Below are 19969 nucleotides of genomic sequence, written 5' to 3' on the forward strand. Positions count from 1 at the left end.
GTCAATCCTCTCCTGCCTGCGGTCCGAGGACGCGCAGGATTTCTTCGAAAGTGGTGATGCCGGCGGCGACTCGTTCGGCGGCGTGGTGGGCGATGCTGCGCAAGCCCTGGTGGCGGACCAGGCGGCGGATTTCCAGGATGCTGGCGCTGCTGCCGATGCGGTCGCGCAGTTCGTCGTTGAGCGTCAGCACCTCGTAGATGCCGACCCGTCCCTTGTAGCCGCTGCCATGGCATTCGTTGCAGCCATTGCCGCGGCGGGTTTCCCGGATCTCGGCGAAGGCGCCGCCGAGGCGGGCGCGCAGCAGCGGATCGGCGGCGCCGGCCTTGCTGCACTTGGGGCAGACGCGGCGGACCAGGCGCTGGGCGATGATGCCTTCGAGGGCGGTGGCGATCACGTAGGGCTTGAGCCCGAGGTCGAACAGGCGGGCGACGGTGGCGATTGCCGAGTTGGTGTGCAGCGTCGAGTAGACGAGGTGGCCGGTCAGCGCGGCATGGAAGGCGACCTCGGCGGTTTCGAAATCGCGGATTTCGCCGAGCAGGATGACGTCCGGGTCCTGGCGGAGCAGGGCGCGCAGCACCATCGGGAAGGTCAGGCCGATCTTCTCCCGGATCAACACCTGGCCGGCCATGTCGAGGTAGTACTCGACCGGGTCTTCGATCGTCACGTAGTTCTTGCTTGGCGTCGCGTCGTGCTGCAGCAGCGAGTACAGCGTCGTCGTCTTGCCGCTGCCGGTGGGGCCGGTGGCGAGGATGATGCCCTGCGGCCGGGCGACCAGGTCGGCGACGCGTGGCAGGTCGGCGGCGGAAAAGCCGAGGTGTTCCAGCGTATGCACGGCGGCGTTGCGGTCGAGGATGCGCATCACCACCTTTTCGCCGTTGATCGTCGGCAAGGTCGAGATGCGCAGGTCAACGAGGCGCAGCGGCGTCTTCACCGTGATCCGTCCGTCCTGCGGCCGCCGGCGCTCGGAAATGTCGAGCTCGGCCATGATCTTCAGGCGCGACACCAGCGACTGGTGCAACTGGTGCGGGATGCTGATCTTGTCGGCGAGCACGCCGTCGATCCGGTAGCGGACGACGACGCTCTTGGTGCGCGGTTGGATGTGGATGTCCGAACTGCCGAGGCGGATCGCTTCGAGGATGATCGCGTTGGCCAGCCGGATCGCCGGTGGCGCCGTGGTTTCCTGCAACAGCTCCTCGAGGCTGGCCTGGGCGTCGTCGTCGATGACGATCTCGATGCCCTCGTAGGGATCGCTGGTGCTGATCAGCGTTTCCAGTTCCCGGAAATCGCTGGTATCGGTGCCGTAGAGTTCGTCGATCTTGCGCTTGATCGCCGCGATGTCGGCGGTGACGACGTCGATGTCGAGACCGGCGGCGAAGCGCACCTCGTCGATCAGCCCTTCGTCGAGCGGGTCGGCCATCGCCAACAGCAGGCGGCGGCCCTGCAGCTTGAGCGGTACCACTAGCTGGCGAGCGCAGAAACTGTGCGGGATCAGTTCGGTCAGCGCGCTGTCGACCTGGAATTCCGGCAACTGGACTTCGTCGATCAGCATTTCGCGGCGCAGCAGTTCGCGGATGCGCTGCTCCGGTACCCAGTCCTTTTCCAGCAGCAGGACGATCAGCGCCTCCTTGCGCCTTTCCTGGAGCTGGCTGAGCTCCTGCAACTGGGCGGCGCTCAGCAACTGGTGCTTGTGCAGCATGATGCCCAGCCGGCTGCGGTGCGAGGCCGCCAGCCGCGACAGGGCGGAGATTTCCTTCTGCTTCTTCTCGTTGTCCGCCTTCAGCACCCGGTTGCGGCTGATCAGGTCGTGCTGTTCGAGGGCCAGCGCGACGGTGATGCGCAGGTCGTCGTCGTTCCACGGCTTGAGGATGAACTTGTAGACCGCGCCGTCGTTGATCGCCCCCATCACCGCGTCGGTGTTGGCGTGGCCGGTGAGCATGATGCGAATGGTGTCGGGCGACTTTTCCTTGACCTCGCGCAGGAAGCGCGCGCCGTCCATGCCGGGCATCAGGAAGTCGCTGATCACCAGGTGGAAGCTGCCCTCGGTGATGCGCTGCAGGCCTTCCTCGCCGCTGCCGGCGCTGATCACCTCGTAATTTTCCTGGCGGAAGACGCGGGCCAGCGCGCGCAGGATGCCCGGCTCGTCGTCGACCAGCAGCAAGCGGTAGCGGGGTGGCGTCAGGTGTGTGGCCGGCGCCTGGGCGACCGCCTGCTTGCCGGTGAACAGGCTGCTGTAGTCAGTCATCCGGGATCGGGAAGCAGAGGGTGACGGTGGTGCCGGCGTCCACCGCGCTGTCCAGCGTGATCGTGCCGCTGTGGGCGACGACGATGCTGCGCGCGGTGGCCAGCCCGAGGCCGACACCATGGCCGACGCGGCGCGTCGTGTAGAAGGGTTCGAAGGCGTGGGCGAGTTGTTCCGGACGCATGCCGATGCCGTTGTCGCGGATGCGCACGGTCAGCCGTCCGGCTTCGGCGGCGGAGGAGAGGATGATCTCGCCCGGTCGGCCGCTGTCGATGATGGCCTGGCGGGCGTTGTGCAGGATGTTGTAGAAGGCCTGCTTGAGATGGCCGGGCAGGCAGACGAAGGGCGGCAAGGGCAGCAGGTCGAGGCGCAGGCTGATGCCGGCCGGCAGCTGCGCCTCGAGCACGGCGGCGGCTTCGCGCAGGCAGGTGTTGAGATCGGCGTAGGCTTCGCTGCTGCGGTCGACGTTGGAGAAGGCCTTGAGGTCGGCGACGATACGGGCGATGCGTTCGAGCCCGTCGATGGTTTCGCCAAGCAGTTCGTCGCCGTCGGCGAGCAGGTAATCGAGGTCGAGCGCCTGCCAGGCGGCGCGGGCGTGGTCGAGGTCGTCGCGCAGGGCGGCGAATTTCTGCAGGTAGCCGCGGAAGCTGCCCAGGTTGCTGCGCACGAAACCGAGCGGGTTGTTGATCTCGTGCGCCATGCCGGCCGCCAACTGGCCGATCGAGGCGAGCTTTTCCGCCTCGTAGAGCATTTGCTGGCGTTCTTCCAGTTGCGCTACCTGGGCCTTGACCCGGGTGTCGAGTTCGCCGGCCAACTGGCGGTAGCGCGCTTCCGATTCGGCGAGGCGGGCGTGCTCGCGTTTCAGGCTGGCGAAATCCTCGGCCACCACTTCGAGATGCAGCGCCGACGCCATTCGGTAGCGGATGCGGGTGCGCAGCAGGTCGTGCAGCAGTTCGCCGGCCGCCGCCAGGGTGGCGGCGTCGGCGCTGCTGCTGTACAGGGTGGCGATGGCTTCCAGCTCGAGCAGTACCGGTTGTCGGCGGGCGCCGCTGGCCAGCGTCCCCCAGACGATGTGGCCGCTGCCGTCGGCCAGCGCCAGGTCGCCGCCGAGCAGGCGGGCGAGGGCGCCGGCCAGCCCGGGCAGCTCGCGGCTGTCGATCAGCTCGCCGAGTTGCCAGTCGTGGTCGAAATGGGGCTCGCTCACACCGTCCCCATCAGTCCGGCGACGAAGGCGGCTTCGCTCAGGCCGTGTTCGCTGTTCAGGTCGCAGAGCGGGTCCTGGCGCCGGTAGAGAGCGCCGAGCAGGCTGGCGAAAGTCTCGCGGACGCCCCGCCCGTGCAGCGCCGAGGCGAAATGCAGCGGCCACGGCGCCTGTGCCCAGCGTTCGCGGATTTCCGCAGCGGGAATGGCGCCCGGCAGGTCGCACTTGTTGAACTGGACGACCAGCGGCAGATGTTCGAGGTCGATGCCGACGCGCGCGCAGTTTTCGGTCAGGCTGCGGAAAGCCTCGGCATTGTTGGTTTCCTGGTTGCGCTGGGCGTCGGCGACGAAGACGACGCCGTCGGCGCGCGACAGCACCGCCTTGCGGGTGCCGTCGTGGGCGACCTGGCCGGGCACGGTGAATAGCCGGCAGCGGATCGACAGTCCGGAAGGCGCGTGGAAACCGAGCGGCAGCAGGTCGAAGAACAGGGTGCGGTCGTCCTGCGTCTCCATGGTCATCATCTCGCCCTTCTGCTCGGGCGCCAGTTGTTCGTGCAGGCGCAGCAGGTTGGTCGTCTTGCCGCTCTGCGCCGGGCCGTAATAGACCAGCTTGAAGCTCAGGCGGGCCGGGTCGACATCGGCCATGCTCAGTCGGCTCCGGCCTCGTCGAGCAGTACCGAGCCGTCCGGCCCCCAGTTGACCTTGGTGATGCCCGGTTCCAGGCGTTCCAGGCGTTCCGCTTCGACCTGTTCCGGCGTCTTGTCGCCCATTTCGACGCGCACCAGGTCGGCGAGCTGGCGGTTTTCCAGCAGCAGCTCGCGGTGGGCCAACGCCTGGCCGATCGCCGACATCAGGTCGTAATCGTTCCACGGCTTGCCGATGAAGCGCTCGATGCCGACTTCGTTGACCGCCCGTACCAGGGCGTTGAGGTCAGCGTAGCCGGAGAGGATCAGGCGCGCCGCGTCGGGCTGCAGCGCCTTGGCCTGCTTGAGGAACTCGATGCCGTCGAGTTCCGGCATCCGGTAATCGCTGATGAAGAGGTCGAATTCTTCATGGCGGGCGAGTTCCAGGGCGTGCAGCGGGGAAGTGGCGGTGTGCACTTCGAGCGTGAAGTGGCGGTTGCCGTAGGTGCACGGGGCGACCCGCAGGACGCGTTGCAGCGCCTTGAGGATCGATGCTTCGTCGTCGACGATCAGGATGCGGTTCATTTTTCCTCCTGGCGGATATAGACGGTGAGATTCTGTTGCTCGACCTGTTCCAGACGGATCAACTGGCCGATGATGTCGTTGTTGAGCACGCTGCCGGCGGCCAGCAGCAGGTAGCCGTCGCGGTGCATCAGGTCGCGGCTGACCGTCATGCCGGGTTTCAGGTGCATGCTGCGCAGGGGAACTTCCTGCGGACCGCCCTTGACGGTTTCGGCGACCAGCCGGACCAGCGCATCGACCACCGACGGATCGTAGCGCTTGCCGCGATTCTCGATCAGGAAGTCGAGCGCTTCGCCCGGTTTCAGCGGCCGCTGCACCAGGGTGCCGACCTGCAGCGCGTCGTAGTCGTTGGCGACGGCCAGGATGCGGGCGCCCTGCGGAATCGCCATCGCCGCCAGGTGGTCCGGGTAGCCGCTGCCGTCGTAGCACTCGTGGTGGTGGCGGACGAGTACCGCCGCTTCCTTGAAGCGTTCGATGCCGAGCAGGATGTTCTGGCCGACCACCGGGTGCTTCATGACCTGGGCGCGGTGTTCGGCGCTCAGCATGTTGAACGGGCGGCCGAGCAGTTCGTCGGGCAGGCCGAGCTTGCCGATGTCGTGCAGCAGGCCGGCGAGCAGGATGTTCTGGGCGTCGCTCTCGGCCAGACCGAGGTGACGGGCCAGGCTGCGCGCCAGTTCGGCGACGCGCCGGCCGTGACCGGCCAGTTGCTTGCCGAGCGGGCCGCTGCGCAGTTCGATCAGGCCGGCGAAGACCTGGACGCTGGTCATGAAGGATTTCTTCAGTTCACCGTGCGCCTGTTCGACGAAAGTCAGCGCCTGGCTGAGTTCGGCGGTGCGCTCGGCGACCTTGTGCTCGAGGCTGGCGTTGAGGGTTTTCAGGGCCTCGTTCTGGGCCTGGGTGAGTTCGGTCAGGCGCCGGTTTTCCTGTTCCAGCCGCTGGTGCTCGCAGGCCTCCCGGACAATCGACAGCATTTCGTTGTCGTCCCAGGGCTTGGCGATGTAGCGGTAGATTTCGCCTTCGTTGATGGCCGAGACCGTTGACGTGATGTCGGCATAGCCGGTGAGCAGGATGCGCTTCGCCTGCGGCCAGCGTTCGCGGACCTGCTTGAGGAAGGTGGCGCCGTCCATTTCCGGCATCCGCATGTCGGAAATCACCAGGTCCACCGCTTCGCCTTCCAGCAGGGCGAGGCCGGCGGCACCGCTTTCGGCGGTCAGGATGCGGTAGCCGTGCGGGCGGAACAGGCGGCGCAGCGCCGACAGGATGCTCGGCTCGTCGTCGACGAGGAGCAGGGTGGGCGCCGGACTGGTTTCGTTCATGGCTGGTCCTCGGGGATGCCGGCGCTGTCTGGGCGAATCGGCAGGATGACGCGGAAGGTGCTGCCGCGGCCGGGTTCGCTATCGACGGTGATCTTGCCCTGGTGGCGCTGGATGATGCCGTAGGCGAGCGAGAGGCCGAGACCGGTGCCCTTGCCGACCGGCTTGGTGGTGAAGAAGGGCTCGAAGATGCGGTTGAGGTTTTCCGGGGCGATGCCGCAGCCGGTATCGATGACCTCGATGCTGACCCGTTTCTCGTCGAGGCGCCGGGTGCGGATGGTGATCGTGCCCTTGCTGGCAATTGCGTGGCCGGCATTGACCAGCAGGTTCATGAATACCTGGTTGAGCTGCGAGATCAGGCAATAGACCGGCGGCAGATCGCCGTAGTCCTTGACCACCTCGCACTTGTACTTCAGTTCGTTCCAGACGATGTTGAGCGTCGAGTCGAGCCCTTCGTGGAGGTCGGCTTCCTGCCATTCCTGTTCGCCGACGCGGGAGAAGGTGCGCAGGTCCTGGACGATCTTGCGCACGCGGGCGAGACCGTCTTTCGATTCGGCGAGCAACTTGAAGATGTCCTCGCGGACGAAGTCGAAATCGCGTTCCTCGCGCAGCAACTGCATTTCCTTCTGGTGCGGGCAGTCGTCGCCGCTGTTGGCGGCGTAGGCGTCGATGATCGCCATCAGGTCGCGGACGTAGCCGTCGAGGGTGCCGAGGTTGGAATGCACGAAGCCGATCGGGTTGTTCAGTTCGTGGGCGACGCCAGCGGCCAACTGGCCGATCGACGCCATTTTTTCGGATTGCAGCAACTGGGTATTGGCTTCTTCCAGGCGTTTGTTGAGAACCCGTTGCTGCGCCAGGGTGTCGGCGATCAGCAGTTGCTGCTGCTTGCGCTCGCTGATATCGGTGATCACGCCGTCATAATACGTCGGTTGGCCCTGCGCGTCACGGCTGACCTTGGTCCGGTCGACCACCCAGATCACCTCGCCCTGCGCGGTGATCAGCCGGTATTCCTGCTCGTAGGCGCTGAGTCCCGCTGCTGTGTGGCAGGCAACTTCGTCGCAGATGCGGGCGAGGTCGTCGGGGTGGATGATGGCCGAGAAGTCCGGTTTTCCGGACTGTAGCTGTTCCTGGGTATAGCCCCACTGGCGGACGTTTTCGGAAACGAAGACGACCGGCCAGCCGGCAGTCGCAGCCCAGCGGAAGCAGATCACCGGGCTCGCGTTGACCACCTGCATGGCCAGGCGCAAGGCCTTGTCGGCGCGCTGGCGGCGGACGATGCGCCAGGTTTCGTTGGCGATCAGTTGCACCGTTTCGCTGTCGTAGCCTTCGTAATCCGCGTCCTTGTTGCCGACGCCGGCGAGCATGCGGACGATGCCGTTCTCGACCACCGGCACGCTGAGCAGGCGGGTCAGGTGCGAATGGCCTTCCGGCAGGCCGCGCTTGTTTTCGGCGGCGGCGTAGTCGTTGACCATCACCGCCTGCCCGGTGCGCGCGGCATCGGCCCAGATGCCGGCCTTGCTGATCGGGTAGTGCTGATCGACCACGGCCGTGCAGTAGTGGTCGACCGTGTTGCGGGTCCAGATCGCCAGTTCGATGTTCTCGCCATCGTCGTTGACGAAGTGCATGAAGCCGATCCGGCTGCCGGTCAGCGCTTCGGCGCGTTCCAGGGCGTAGCGCATGAATTCGCGTTCGTCGAGGAGCTCGGCCTGGCGCGGCAGTTCGATCAGGACCAGCGAACGGTTCACCTGGTTGGCGAACTGCGTTTCCGCGACCTGGCGCTGGGTGATGTCCTCGATCACCATGGACAGCGAAACGAGTTCGCCGTCGTCGCCGCGGATCGCCTGCACCGCGAGATTGACGAAGACGACGCTGGCGTCGGGGCGCAGGCAGCGTGCTTCGAGCGTGCAGGTATCGCGTTCGCCGCAGCGGATGGCGTCGACCAGGCGCTCGGTGACCGAACGATCTTCCGGATGGACCACGTCGAGCCAGTCGATGCCGCTCAGGGCCGCCGCGCTTTGGTCGAGGATGCGGCAAAGGGTGGGATTGACCGCAATCCAGCGGCGGGCCGGCGTCGAGTTGGCCATGCCGACCATGGCGTTGTCGAAGATCGCCTGGCTGCGCCGTTGTTCCGCCTGCAGGCGGACCAGGCGCCGGCGCTGGCGGATGAGCAGGCCGCCGCAAAGGGCGACGAGCGCCCACGCCAGGAGGGTCAGTTCGCTCATGTCGGGTGGCCGGAGGCGAAGTGCTGCCGTCTTTCCTTGACCAGGCGGAAGGCTTCGCGGATTTCCTCGCGCAGCGCGTCGTCGTCCCAGGGCTTGGTCAGGAACTTGTAGATGGCGCCCTGGTTGATCGCGCTGGTCACGCTGTCGAGGTCGGTGTAGCCGCTGAGGACGATGCGCACGGTATCCGGGTAGATCTGGCGGACGCGGGAGAGAAATTCACTGCCCGACATTTCCGGCATCCGCTGGTCGGAAAGGACGACCTGCACCGGGTGCTTGGCCAGGTGCTCGAAGGCTGCCGACGGAGTTTCCGCGGTCAGGATGTGGAAGCCTTCGCGGCGCAGCAGGCGCGACAAGGCATTCAGGATGTTCGGTTCGTCATCGACGATGAGCAGCGTGTTCTCGCCAACCGACGGTAGGTCGGCGATGGGCAGCGTCTGGCGGCCGGTCAGCAGTTGCTCGAAATCGCCGACCGGCAGGGCCGGCGCGAACAGGAAACCCTGGATCGCGTCGCACCGGCGGCCGCGCAGGAAGCGCGCCTGGGCCTCGGTTTCGACGCCTTCGGCGAGGATCGCCAGGTTCAGGCTGCGCGCCATGACGATGGCGGCGGTGGCGATCGCCGCGTTGACCGGGTTTTCGATGATGTCCCTGATGAAGCTCTGGTCCAGCTTGATCTTGTCGAAGGGGAAGCGCGAAACGTAGGAGAGCGACGAGTAGCCGGTGCCGAAGTCGTCGAGCGACAGTTTGATGCCGAGCTTCTTCAGGTCGTGGCACATGGCGATCGCCTGCTCGACATCGTCGATGAAGGCGCTCTCGGTGATTTCCAGCTCCAGCGCGGCGGCCGGCAGGCCGCTCTCGGCGAGGGCCTGGCCGACCACGCGGGTCAGGTTGGCCTGGCGGAACTGGCGGGCCGAGAGATTGACGGCGACCCGCAGCGGCGATCCAATGCCCAGGTCGAGCCAGCGCCTGGCCTGGCGACAGGCGGTTTTCAGCACCCATTCGCCGATCGTCACGATCAGGCCGTTGTCTTCGGCGAGCGGGATGAACTCGGCCGGCGAGACCGTGCCGAACAGCGGGCTGTGCCAGCGCAGCAAGGCTTCCATGCCGATCAGGCGGCCGCTGTCGAGGCTGACCTGGGGCTGGTAGAAAACCGCCAGTTCGTTGTTGTCGAGGGCGGTGCGCAGCGCGCTTTCCAGGGCCAGGCGGCGGGCCGCATCGGCGTCCATCTCCGGCGAGTAGAAGCGGAAGACGTTGCTGCCGGCGTGCTTGGCGCGCGACAGCGCGACGTCGGCGGTCTTCATCAGTTCGTCGGCACTGCCGCCGTCGCGCGGGCTGAGGCTGATGCCGATGCAGGCATTGAGCGAAACCGACTGGCTGTTGACCGAGAAGGGCTGGCTGAGGGCGTCGAGCAGGCGTTGGGCGAGGGCGATGACGTCGCGCTCGTGCTCCAGGTTGACCATCACGAAACCGAATTCGGCGCCGGACCGGCGGCCGACGGTGTCGCCATCGCGCACCTGTGCCTTCAGCCGTTGGGCGACTTCCTGCAGCAGCGCGTCGCCGAACAGGGCGCCGAAGCTCTCGTTGATCACCCGGAAGCGGTCGAGATCGAGCAACAGGATCGCCGTCTGGCGTGCCATGCGGTTGGCATTGTGTAGCGCCTGGGCGAGGCGGTCGCTGAGCAGGGTGCGGTTCGGCAGGTCGGTCAGCGGGTCGAAGCTGGACAGGTACTGGATGCGCTCGGCCGCCTCCAGGCGTTCGGAAATGTCGCTGATCAGGCCGACGTAATGGGTGACGCGGCCCAGCGGGTCGCGGATCGCCGAAATGCTCAGCCAGGCCGAATAGAGTTCGCCGTTCTTGCGCCGGTTGGTGATCTCGCCCTGCCAGCCGCTGTTCTGGTCCAGACGCTGCCACATGCTGTGGTAGAAGGCCGGGCCATGCTTGCCGGAACGCAGGATGGCGGTGGTCTGGCCGATCGCTTCCTCGGCGCTGTAGCCGGTGATGTGGCAGAAAGCTTCGTTGACGCTGAGGATGCGGCCGCTCGGGTCGGCGATGCAGATGCCGTCGCTGATGCCGGTGAAGACGACCGAGGTGAGCTGGCGCTCGATCTCGATTTCCTTGCGCCGGGTGATGTCGGCGATGGTGCCGGCGCTGACCAGCGGCTCGCCGGCCGCATCGCGGTAGAGCGCCTGGCCGCGGCCTTCGACCCAGAGCCAGTGGCCGTCGGCGTGGCGCAGGCGGAATTCGCGGATCTGCGCTTCGCTGCCCTGCGGTGGCGGCTTGCGGATGGCGGCCATGACCAGCCGCCGTTCGTCGGGATGGATCAGCGGCAACGCGGCGGCCAGCGTACCCGGCGCCTGGTCGACGCCCAGTATGCGGCAGAGGTCGGGATTCCAGTCGAGGCGGTCGTCGTCGTGATGGTATTCCCAGATGCCGAGATCGGAGGCCGACAGGGTCAGTTGCAGGCGGGCGGCGAGGTCGTGGTTTTCCTGCAGGCGGCGCTGCACCTCGATTTCCAGGTCGGCATTGTGTCGGGCCAGGCGGTCGCGCGCCCATTTCAGTTCGAGGTGGTTCTTGACCCGGGCGCGCAGCGTCGAGGCGGTCAGCGGCTTGGTGATGTAATCGACGGCGCCTTCGAGCAGCCCGCTCTGCTCGTCGTTGGGCGAGTTGAGGGCGGTGACGAAGATCACCGGGATGTCGCGGGTGGCGGGGTCGGCGCGCAGGCGGGCGAGCACGGCATGGCCGTCCATGCCGGGCATCATGACGTCGAGCAGGATGAGGTCGGGTTGCGGGGTGGCGATGGCGGCACGCAGCGCGGCTTCGCCGCTTTCGGCGCAGCGGACGTCGATCTCGAGGCCTTCGAGCATGGCCTCGACGACGGCCAGATTCGCCTTCATGTCATCGACGGCAAGCACTACCGGGCGGGCCGTCTTGTCGTCGCAGGCAGCTGCGTCAGCCATCGTGGTTCCTCTTACATTTGTTATTGTTGTCATTTTGGCCTGCGCCAGCCGTTCAGGCAAGCGTCAAGCGTTAAAATACCGCAACTCCATTTCTCTGGGCGGATTGTCCAGGCGCCGGCGGCGTTTTCACCCCATTTTTTTCGTAGGGAACCCGATGCTGAAAAAACTCGACTCCTTTGCCGGCGTGGCCGGTCCGCTCGTCGTCGTCGTCATGGACGGCTACGGTCTGCCGGAAAACCCCGTCGGCAGCGCCATCGCCGAAGCGCGTCAGCCGAATCTCGACCGCCTGTTCGCGGGCAGCCCGCACATCCGCCTGCGCGCGCACGGCACCGCGGTCGGCATGCCGTCCGACGACGACATGGGCAATTCGGAAGTCGGCCACAACGCGATCGGCGCCGGTCAGGTCTATGCGCAGGGGGCGGCGCTGGTCGCCAATGCGATCGCCGAGGGCACGATCTGGGCCGGCCAGGCCTGGCAGGAAATCGTCGCCAGCGCGCGCAGCGGCGTTCTCCATTTCATCGGTCTCTTTTCCGACGGCAACGTGCATAGCCACATCGACCACCTGCGGGCGATGGTCGAGCGGGCCAAGGCGGAAGGGGTGAAGACGGTACGCATCCACGTCCTGCTCGACGGCCGCGACGTGCCGGAAACCAGCGCCCTCGACTACGTTCTGCCGTTCGAGGCTTTCCTGGCCGGCATCAGCGATGCCGGCTTCGACGCCCGCATCGCTTCCGGCGGCGGCCGCCAGAACATCACGATGGATCGCTACGACGCCAACTGGCCGATGGTCGAACGCGGCTGGCGCACCCATGTGCTCGGCGAAGGGCCGCAGTTCGCCAGCGCCAGCGCGGCGGTCGAAGCCTTGCGCGTGCAGTATCCCGGCACCATCGACCAGGACCTGCCGCCCTTCGTCATCGCCGCCGACGGCAAGCCGCTCGGCTGCATCGAGGACGGCGACGCCGTCGTCTTCTTCAACTTCCGCGGCGACCGCGCGCTGGAAATCACCCGCGCCTTCGTCGAGGCCGATTTCGCCAAGTTCGACCGTGTCCGCTACCCGCGCGTCACCTACGCCGGCATGCTCCAGTACGACGGCGACCTGCACCTGCCCGAGCGCTTCCTGGTGCCGCCGCCGGCGATCCGCGACACTTCCGGCGAATGGTTCAGCAAGGCCGGCATCACCCAGTTTGCCTGTTCCGAGACGCAGAAGTTCGGCCACGTCACCTATTTCTGGAACGGCAACCGCTCCGGCAAGTTCGACGGCGAAACCTATCTCGAAGTGCCGAGCGACGTCGTTCCCTTCGAGCAGCGGCCGTGGATGAAGGCGGCGGAAATCGCCGACGCCATGGTGGCGGCGATCGCTTCCGGCCAGTACAAGGTCCTGCGCTGCAACTTCGCCAACGGCGACATGGTCGGCCACACCGGCAACTTCCGCGCCGCGACGATGGCCGTCGAAGCCGTCGACCTGGCGCTCGGCCGCGTGCTGAAAGCGGTCGAAGCGGCTGGCGGCGTCGCCTTGATCACCGCCGACCACGGCAACGCCGACGAGATGTTCGAACTCGACAAGAAGAGCAAGCAGCCGGCACGCAACGCCGACGGTTCGTTCAAGGCGAAGACCGCGCACACCCTGAACCCGGTGCCGCTGATCCTCTTCAACGCCAGCGGCGATGCCCGCCTCGGTCTGCGCCAGACGGCGGACGCCGGCCTCTCCAACATCGCGGCGACGGTCGCCAACCTGCTCGGTTTCGACAAGCACCCGGCCTGGGACGAAAGCCTGCTGACCTTCGGCGAGTGACGCCGTTCAGCGCGCCGGCGCGAAGTCGGCGCGCGGCAGGCTGAGGACGAAGGCGACGCCGTCGGCGCTATTGCGCGCGACGATGGTGCCGCCCATCTTGGCCATGTAGGTGCGGGCGACGAACAGTCCCTGGCCGCGGTTGCCGGCGGCGCCGGCGTCGGCCTGGTCGGAGACGCCGTACTCGAAGATGCGTTCGAGCATCTCTTCGGCAATGCCCGGTCCGCGATTGGCGACGCTGACGCTGGCCTGGTGTTCGTCGGCGCTCAGCGTCAGGGTGATCGGCGAGCCCGGCGCGCGGTAGCGTTCGGCGTTGCGCAGCAGATGGGCGAGGACGTCCTCGAGCGCGAACTCGTCGGCGCGCACGAGAACCGGCGCGTCGACGCCGGCGCAGCTGAGGTCGGCGATGCCGGCGTTTTCGGCGACGTGCCGCAGGAAGGCGGCGAGGTCGAGGCTGGCGATTTCCAGTTGGCTGCCGGCGAAGGCCTCGCTCGGGCTGGCGCTGCCGTAGAGCACGCGCACCGCCTGCTGCATGCGGCTGATGTAGCGGTGGCTGGGGTCGGTCGGGTCGCCGTGCAGCGCCAGCAGGCTCTGTAGCGGCGACATGATCTCGTGGCCGACGGCGTGCCACATGTCCTTCTCCTGCGCGGCGCGGATGCGCTCGCGCCCGGCGTCCTCGCGCACCCGGCGCAAGAGGTCGTCGAGGCCGCTGGCGAGCAGGCCGAGTTCGTCGCTGCCACGCAGGTCGGCCAGCTCGTAGCGCTCCAGCCCGCCGTCGGCCTGCACCGAGCGCGACAGGCCGCGGGTGCGCCGGGTCAGCCGGGCGATGCGGCGGATCAGCCCGGCCTCGATGACCAGCCAGGCGACCGCGATGGCGCCGAGCATGGCGCTGAAGAACCAGGACAGCCGGGTGGCGACCGCCGACAGCCGCTGGTCCACGCTGCGCGCGTCGCCGACCAGGCGCAGCCGGTAACTGCCCAGCCCGGTGACGATCTCGTCCTCCAGTTCGACCACCGGCGTGTCCAGCGTGTCGACCGGCAGGTGGCGGATCAGCCGGGTCAGTAGCGGCGACGACGTCTCGCCGGCCTCGTCGCGGCCGGCCAGGCGTGCCACCGGGATTTCGCGCTCGTCCTGCAGGCGGGCCAGGGTCAGGGTTTCGCCCGGTTGCAGCAGGCGGGCCAGGGCGTCGAGCGCGAACGGCGGCGGTTCGACGCCCGGCCGGTCGCTGGCGAAGCGCGGTGGGCCGTCGCCGGGCGGCAGCACTTCGACCTGCACCCGGTACTGATCGAGGTCGGCCGGCGGCCAGGCCGGTTTTCCCGGCTGCAGGATCGCCGCGCGCAGGCTTTCGATCGGCAGGCGCAGCGAGAAGAAGGCTTTGCGTCGGCAGTTCTCGGGATCGTCTGGTGCTGCCTCCAGGCAGCGGCCGCGCTGCCAGACCCAGCCGCGGAATTCGCGCTGCGGGCGGGCGCCGGTGTAATCGCGGCCGGGCCGTTCGAGATAGCCGGTGAAGCGGCCGCGGACGCCTTCATCGGCCGTCGCCGGGGCGCCGTTCACCGTTTCGAAGGGGGCGATCCAGCGCCAGCTCTGTTCGCCGAGGCGGACCGTGACGCGCAGCCGGTGCGCGCCGTCGAGGAATTCGTCGCCGATGCGGTGGGCGAGCAGCGGCTCGCTGGCGAAGGTGCCGGCGACGTAGATGAAGCCGCCGGCCCAGGGGTTGTTGCCGATGGCGACGCAGAGGCTGCCGTGGTCGGGGTACTGGATCAGGCAGTTGGCCATCTCGATGGCGTTCCTGACCTTGTTCTGGTCGTCGAAATCGATGCCCGAGAAGGGCAGCACCAGCGGCCGCCCGGCCGCCGCCGAAGCGGCGTCCCAGCGCGGGTTGAGCAGCGCCAGCTGGCCGGCCGGGTGATGCAGGCGGGCGACGATCTGCTCCTTGGTCTTCTCCAGGCCGGCCTGGTAGTTGTTGAAGCTGCGCTGCTTTTCCTCCTGCAGCACGCTGACCGTCATCAGCACGACGACCAGCGCCAGGAACAGGAAGGAGGTGCGCAGCAGGATGCGCAGGCGGAACGAGGCGAGCCAGCCGAGAAAGGCGCGCATCGCCGTCAGCGTCCCGTTTCGGTCCAGCGGAAGCCGCGCATCGGCACGTTCTCGATGCGGTCGAAATCGGCGTCGAGTTCGCGGAAGGCCTCGCGGATGGTGCTGATGTGCTTGCGGATGTTGTCGCGGTTGCGGCCGCTTTTGACGACCGCGAACAGTTCGTCGTAGGACACCACCTCGCCGCGTCGCTGGTAGAGCGTGGCCAGGATGCGCTGCGCGGTGAGCGGCAGGTTGACGCGCTGGCCGCGCCACAGCGGCGTGCTCTGGCGCAGCGGGTCGAGGGCGAGTTCGCTGGCCGGTACTGCGGCCGGCGTCTGGCGGTCGCGCCCGGCGCGCAGGATTTCGAGGAAGGTTTCGATGAAGTCGGCTTCCTCGAAGCTGGTTTTCTGCAGGTAGTCCCAGGCGTCGAGCGCCTTCATGATGCTGCGGTAGATCGCCGCCGGCATCGCCGAGACGACCAGCACCGGCGTGCCGCGCCCGGTCTTGTTGATGGCGTTGATGACGGCGACGCCGGCGTGGCGTTCGCGCCCGAGCTCGATATCGAGCGTGACCAGCGCGTAGTCCTCGCGGGCGATGGCGGCTTCCGCGTCGTCGCGGTTGAACCACTGGTCGACCTGGAGGTCGGGGCGGGCGGCGAGGATCCAGTCCTTCAACTGCTTGCTGGTGGGGATGTCGTCTTCGATGACGGCGACCTTGATCATGTCCGGCTCCTTGGCAGAGGAGGGAAGTATCCGCGTTTTTCCCGCGCCTTGCATGCCGCCGGCGTGAGCGTTCGTTCACGCGCCGGCGGCGCCGCTTCCCGTGCCTGACTGAAGTCGCCCGGCGTCGGCATGGCTTCCTCCCCGGCGGGCGCGGCACGATGCACGACATGCCGGACGACATGCAAAACCCGCCCGGCCAACGCTGATTCCGGGCCTGCGGCCCACCATTCGAGGAGAAAGATCATGAAGGAAAGACTGTCCAGGCTGGGCGAAGGGATGTACGACGGGCTGGCCTTTGCCGCCACGCGCACTGCCGGTGCCGCCGCCGGCCTGGGGCGCCAGGTGTTGCGCGCTCGCTTCGGCCTGATCGCCCTGTCGGTCGCCGCCATCGGCGGCTATGCGCTCTACCAGCGGCCGCCGATGCAGTCGGTGGCGCGCGGCGAAGCGGCGGTGCGCATCAACCAGCTCACCGGCGGCGTTGCCGAGGTGCGCGAAGGTGCCGTGCTGGTCATCCCCGGCCTGCACGAACTGCGCCGCTTCCCGCTGCGCGACCAGGTCTACCGGGCGCAGGGCGGCGACGTCTTCCAGACCGTCGAAGGGCTGTCGATCGGCGTCGACATCACCGTCCGCTACGCGCTCGAACCGGCCAGTCTGGCCAGCTTCGCCCGCAACCTGCCCGACGACATCGGCGGCCAGGTGGTCGAGCCGGCGGCGCAGGGCGTCATGTACAAGACGCTGGCGCGCTACACGGTGCGCGAAATCTTCTCCACCAAGCGCCAGGAAATCCGCGACAGCATGGAGGGCGAACTGCGCGCCGCCCTGGCCCGCGACGGCATCAAGCTGCAATCGGTGCTGATCGGCAAGGTGGAACTGCCGGAAGAATACCGCGCCGGCATGGATCGCCTGCTGGCCGAGGAACTGGCCAGCGAGAAGATGCTGTACACGCTGCAGCTCAAGGAAAAGCAGGTCAAGGAAAGCGATCTCGACGCCGAGGCCGACAAGGTGCGCCGCGAAAAGGCGGCGGAAGCCGCCGGCCAGGAGCAGATCATCGCTGCCAAGGCGCAGGCCGAGGCGATGAAGCACATCCTGCCGTTCAAGCAGAAGCAGATCGAACAGCGCGGCCTGGAAGCCGAGGCCGACAAGATCACTCGCATCAAGACTGCCGAGGCGAATGCCCAGGCGCGCCAGATCGAAGCCCAGGGCGAAGCCGAATCGCGCCGCAAGCTCGCCGACGCCGAGGCCTACCGCCAGGAAAAGCTGGGCAAGATCGCCAGCGCACAGCTCGAACGCGACGGCGCGCTGATCCAGAAGAACCCCTTGCTGATCCAGAAGGCGATGGCCGACAAGCTGTCCGACAAGGTCTCGGTGATCATCGCGCCGCCGCCCGCCGCCGGCGGTTTCATCGGTAGCGCCCTGCTCGGCCAGAGCGCCGCCCAGCCGGTCGCCACCGCCAACGAAGGAGAATGAGCATGCTGGCCACCGCCTTGACCGTGATCGCCATCGTCACCCAGGACCAGTCGGCGCTGCGCGCCGCGCCGCGCAACTCCGCCGCCCAGCAGGCCGTGCTGTGGCAGGGCGACAGCCTGGAAATCCGTGGCGAGAAGGGCGATTTCCTGCAGGTCTACGACCACCGCCGCGAGCGCGCCGGCTACATCCGCGCCAGCCAGGTCCGCGTCCAGTCGCTGCAGCCCGCAGCGGCGCCGGAGTTGCTGGCGGTGCTGCGCTTCCTCAAGGACAGCCCGGGCTCGGAAGCGCTCGGCATCGCCTACGCAGCCGCCTACCTGCGCGCCGCGCCGGCCAGCGCGATCGACGGCGAGCCCTTCGCCGCCCTCGGCGAAATGGCCGACCGCCTGGCCCGCCGGGCGAGCGCCGGGCGCAGCGGCAAGGCCGCCGAAGCGGCGGCAGCGCATGTCGAAGTGGCGGCCCACTACGGGGTGCGCCTGCTCAGCCACGAAAGCGACGGCACGGTCCGCCTGTGCAGCGATGGCGAGGCCCAGCGCCGGGTGTTCACGCTGTCGTCGACGGAAATCCACAAGGCGCTGGCGGCACTGTCGCTGACCGATCACGACTGCGTGCCGCCGACGCTGACGCCGAGCGAGCGCTTTGCCTACGACAACTGGCGCGCCGACCTGCTCGAGCGGGTGGCGCTGCACGCCCTGCCGGGCATGCTGAAGAACCGCCTGCACCTGCGCCGCGCCGGCGTCTGGGCGAGCCTCGCCTACCAGCGGGCGCGGCGCCCGGAGCTGCCGGCGACGGCGGCGGCCGAGGCGGCGCGCCGCTCGCTCGACGAACTGGCGGCGATCGATCCCGGCGAACTGATGGAAAGCGATGCCGCCGCCTACAGCGACGCCGCCATCCGCGTCGGCGCCTCGCGTTGGGCGGCGGCACCGGGAACGCCGACGACGCCGGTCAAGGCCGGCGCGGGGCTGGCGATCCGGGTTCGCCCGGGGCAGCCGGGCGAAAGCTGCGTCGATCTGCTCGATGCCAAGGATGAAAAGAAAGCCCCCTTGTTCAGCCGCTGCACCTGGGGACTGGTCTGGCCGGCGTCGGCCGCTGCCTCGCCGCAGGGCGACGCGCTGACCCTGGCGGTACAGCCGCTCGATACCTGGCGCGAGATGTGGGTGTTCCGCAAAGGGGCGGCCGGCTGGCAACTGGATGTGCTGCCGCCGGCGCTCGACAATCCCGACCTCGGCTATATCGAGTTCGCCGGCTGGGTACCCGGCGGCCAGCAACTGCTGGCGGCGCGCGAACTGCGCGCCGGGCAGCTGTACCGGACCAGCTTCGAAACCGTTTCCCTGAGCACGCTGCTCACCGAAAGGCAGGCCGACCGGCCGTCCAGCCTGACCCCGTTCTACCGCTGGCAAAGTCCGCAGTGGAAGGCGGGCACGGTGGCGGTGCGCTGACCATGACGGATGACTGGCGGGTATCCCGTTGTCGTGAAATAATGCCGGCCTTTTGGTCGTTCCCGGAGCCTCATCATGACTTCTCCTTCCCTGATCGGTGCGCTGTCGGCGACACCGGTCGCCGCTTACCGTCACGAGAAAACCCTGTTCGGGGTCCTGGCGGTCATTTCCGTACTGTTCTGGCTGCTGCTCACCGTCGGCACTTTCGGCACCGTCTGGCTGTACATGTTGTCGATGTACCTGTTTGCGCTGTTCGCCCATTCGGCGCTGATTTCCTACCTGCAGGGCAACGCCGTGCGCATCGGCGCGACCCAGTTTCCCGACCTGCACGAACGGCTGCAGCGCTGCGCCGGGCGTCTCGACGTCGATCTGCCGGAAGCCTTCCTGATGACCGGCGACGGCATGCTCAATGCCTTCGCCACCCGTTTCCTGCGTCGCTATTACGTGGTCCTGCTGTCCGACGTGGTCGACGCGCTGGAAGACGATCCGGAAGCGATCAACTTCTACATCGGCCATGAATTGGGCCATATCGACCGCAAGCACATCGCCAACGGCTGGTGGATGGCGCCGGCGATGCTGTTGCCGCTGATCGGCGCCGCCTACCGCCGGGCCCAGGAATACACCTGCGACCAGTACGGCCTCGCCTGCTGCGCCGACCAGGGTTCGGCGGCGCGCGCGCTGGCCGTCCTCGCCGCCGGCACCCGGCGCTGGAAGAGCCTCGACGCGGCAGCCTACGTTGCCCAGTGCGAACGCACCGGCGGCTTCTGGATGTCGCTCAACGAACTGGCCAGCGACTATCCCTGGCTGTGCAAGCGCATGGCGCACTTGCAGGAACCGATGGCCAAGCTGCCGTCGCGTCATCCGCTGGCCTGGCTGCTCGCGCTGTTCATGCCGCGCGTCGGCGCCGGCGGCCCGCTGCTCGGCATCATCATGTTCTTCGCGCTGATCGGTGTGCTTGCGGCGGTGGCGCTGCCGGCCTACCAGGAATACGTCAATCGCGCCGCGGCGTTGCCGGCGTTCAGCTACGGCGACCAGATCACCCGGGCGACCGGCAGCTACATCCTCGAACACAGCGAGATTCCGGCCGATCTTTCGGTCCTCGGCGTCGCCGCGCCGGGCAGCGGCGTACAGGGCAGCATCGACACCGAGTCGGCGATCATCACCCTGACCCTGAAGGGCGAGCAGACGATCACCTACAGCCCGACCATGGACGACGAAGGCGACCTCTACTGGAGTTGCGAGACGACGTTGGCGGCCAGCGCGGTTCCCGCGGGGACCACCTGCGAGAGCCAGGCCGCCAGTGCTGGCGGGCTGGGCGGACTGCTGGGGCGTTTGCGCTGAAAGCG

General features: G+C 67.6%; 13 protein-coding genes. 4 read left to right on the plus strand and 9 right to left on the minus strand.

Translation table 11 applies throughout. The features are described 5' to 3' along the window. Position 1 precedes the first annotated feature (1 nt). From AC0KWY_RS15560 to AC0KWY_RS15590, 7 genes are read right to left on the minus strand one after another with little or no spacing between them, the layout of a single operon-like run. A complete protein-coding gene (locus tag AC0KWY_RS15560) occupies positions 2-2242 on the minus strand; it encodes an ATPase, T2SS/T4P/T4SS family (RefSeq protein ID WP_474026398.1) in 2241 nt (746 codons plus the stop codon). Beyond that, positions 2235-3443 (minus strand): sensor histidine kinase, encoded by a 1209-nt coding sequence (locus AC0KWY_RS15565; protein ID WP_474026399.1) that lies wholly within the window; start codon positions 3441-3443, stop codon positions 2235-2237. The genes AC0KWY_RS15560 and AC0KWY_RS15565 overlap by 8 nt, the downstream gene beginning before the upstream one ends. After that, positions 3440-4084 (minus strand): GTP-binding protein, encoded by a 645-nt coding sequence (locus AC0KWY_RS15570; RefSeq protein WP_474026400.1) that lies wholly within the window; start codon positions 4082-4084, stop codon positions 3440-3442. Before AC0KWY_RS15570 ends, AC0KWY_RS15565 begins: the two co-directional genes overlap by 4 nt. A gap of 2 nt (positions 4085-4086) precedes the next feature. Next, positions 4087-4647, minus strand: a complete 561-nt coding sequence (locus AC0KWY_RS15575) for a response regulator (RefSeq protein WP_474026401.1) — start codon at positions 4645-4647, stop codon at positions 4087-4089. After that, entirely contained in the window at positions 4644-5960 is a 1317-nt protein-coding gene (nosR, locus tag AC0KWY_RS15580) for a response regulator c-di-GMP phosphodiesterase, NosR family (RefSeq protein WP_474026402.1), read from the minus strand. The genes AC0KWY_RS15575 and nosR overlap by 4 nt, the downstream gene beginning before the upstream one ends. After that, entirely contained in the window at positions 5957-8179 is a 2223-nt protein-coding gene (locus AC0KWY_RS15585) for a PAS domain-containing protein (protein ID WP_474026403.1), read from the minus strand. The genes nosR and AC0KWY_RS15585 overlap by 4 nt, the downstream gene beginning before the upstream one ends. Beyond that, positions 8176-11133, minus strand: coding sequence for an EAL domain-containing protein (locus tag AC0KWY_RS15590; RefSeq protein WP_474026404.1), 2958 nt, complete (start codon positions 11131-11133; stop codon positions 8176-8178). Before AC0KWY_RS15590 ends, AC0KWY_RS15585 begins: the two co-directional genes overlap by 4 nt. A 154-nt stretch (positions 11134-11287) precedes the next feature. Between AC0KWY_RS15590 and gpmI the strand changes: the two genes are divergently transcribed. Next, on the plus strand, positions 11288-12925 hold the full coding sequence (gene gpmI / locus AC0KWY_RS15595; protein WP_474026405.1) for a 2,3-bisphosphoglycerate-independent phosphoglycerate mutase: 1638 nt from the start codon (positions 11288-11290) through the stop codon (positions 12923-12925). A gap of 6 nt (positions 12926-12931) precedes the next feature. On the opposite strand, the gene AC0KWY_RS15600 is transcribed toward gpmI, so the two are convergent. Further along, positions 12932-15019, minus strand: a complete 2088-nt coding sequence (locus AC0KWY_RS15600) for an ATP-binding protein (RefSeq protein WP_474026406.1) — start codon at positions 15017-15019, stop codon at positions 12932-12934. A gap of 5 nt (positions 15020-15024) precedes the next feature. Beyond that, positions 15025-15720 carry a response regulator transcription factor gene (locus AC0KWY_RS15605; protein ID WP_474026407.1) on the minus strand — a complete coding sequence of 232 codons (696 nt, stop codon included), beginning with the start codon at positions 15718-15720 and terminating at the stop codon, positions 15025-15027. A 243-nt stretch (positions 15721-15963) separates the two neighbouring features. On the opposite strand from AC0KWY_RS15605, the gene AC0KWY_RS15610 reads away from it, so the two are divergent. The 3 genes from AC0KWY_RS15610 to AC0KWY_RS15620 all read left to right on the plus strand — a co-directional run bounded on the left by AC0KWY_RS15610 (position 15964) and on the right by AC0KWY_RS15620 (position 19964). Next, complete coding sequence (locus AC0KWY_RS15610) at positions 15964-17187, plus strand: SPFH domain-containing protein (protein WP_474026408.1); 1224 nt, start codon at positions 15964-15966, stop codon at positions 17185-17187. A gap of 2 nt (positions 17188-17189) precedes the next feature. Next, positions 17190-18623, plus strand: a complete 1434-nt coding sequence (locus tag AC0KWY_RS15615) for an SH3 domain-containing protein (protein WP_474026409.1) — start codon at positions 17190-17192, stop codon at positions 18621-18623. Between the two features lie 75 nt (positions 18624-18698). Next, the gene (locus AC0KWY_RS15620; protein ID WP_474026410.1) at positions 18699-19964 is read left to right on the plus strand and encodes a M48 family metalloprotease; all 1266 of its coding nucleotides are present in this window, start codon (positions 18699-18701) and stop codon (positions 19962-19964) included. Positions 19965-19969 lie beyond the last annotated feature (5 nt).

The organism is Azonexus sp. MM2026_4 (assembly GCF_055901855.1).

Coding starts and splice junctions, on each gene's coding strand:
- AC0KWY_RS15610 (WP_474026408.1), top strand. CDS start 15,964: ATGAAGGAAAGACTGTCCAGGCTGGGCGAAGGGATGTACGACGGGCTG.
- AC0KWY_RS15600 (WP_474026406.1), bottom strand. CDS start 15,019: ATGCGCGCCTTTCTCGGCTGGCTCGCCTCGTTCCGCCTGCGCATCCTG.
- AC0KWY_RS15590 (WP_474026404.1), bottom strand. CDS start 11,133: ATGGCTGACGCAGCTGCCTGCGACGACAAGACGGCCCGCCCGGTAGTG.
- AC0KWY_RS15585 (WP_474026403.1), bottom strand. CDS start 8,179: ATGAGCGAACTGACCCTCCTGGCGTGGGCGCTCGTCGCCCTTTGCGGC.
- AC0KWY_RS15570 (WP_474026400.1), bottom strand. CDS start 4,084: ATGGCCGATGTCGACCCGGCCCGCCTGAGCTTCAAGCTGGTCTATTAC.
- AC0KWY_RS15575 (WP_474026401.1), bottom strand. CDS start 4,647: ATGAACCGCATCCTGATCGTCGACGACGAAGCATCGATCCTCAAGGCG.
- nosR (WP_474026402.1), bottom strand. CDS start 5,960: ATGAACGAAACCAGTCCGGCGCCCACCCTGCTCCTCGTCGACGACGAG.
- AC0KWY_RS15605 (WP_474026407.1), bottom strand. CDS start 15,720: ATGATCAAGGTCGCCGTCATCGAAGACGACATCCCCACCAGCAAGCAG.
- gpmI (WP_474026405.1), top strand. CDS start 11,288: ATGCTGAAAAAACTCGACTCCTTTGCCGGCGTGGCCGGTCCGCTCGTC.
- AC0KWY_RS15560 (WP_474026398.1), bottom strand. CDS start 2,242: ATGACTGACTACAGCAGCCTGTTCACCGGCAAGCAGGCGGTCGCCCAG.
- AC0KWY_RS15620 (WP_474026410.1), top strand. CDS start 18,699: ATGACTTCTCCTTCCCTGATCGGTGCGCTGTCGGCGACACCGGTCGCC.
- AC0KWY_RS15615 (WP_474026409.1), top strand. CDS start 17,190: ATGCTGGCCACCGCCTTGACCGTGATCGCCATCGTCACCCAGGACCAG.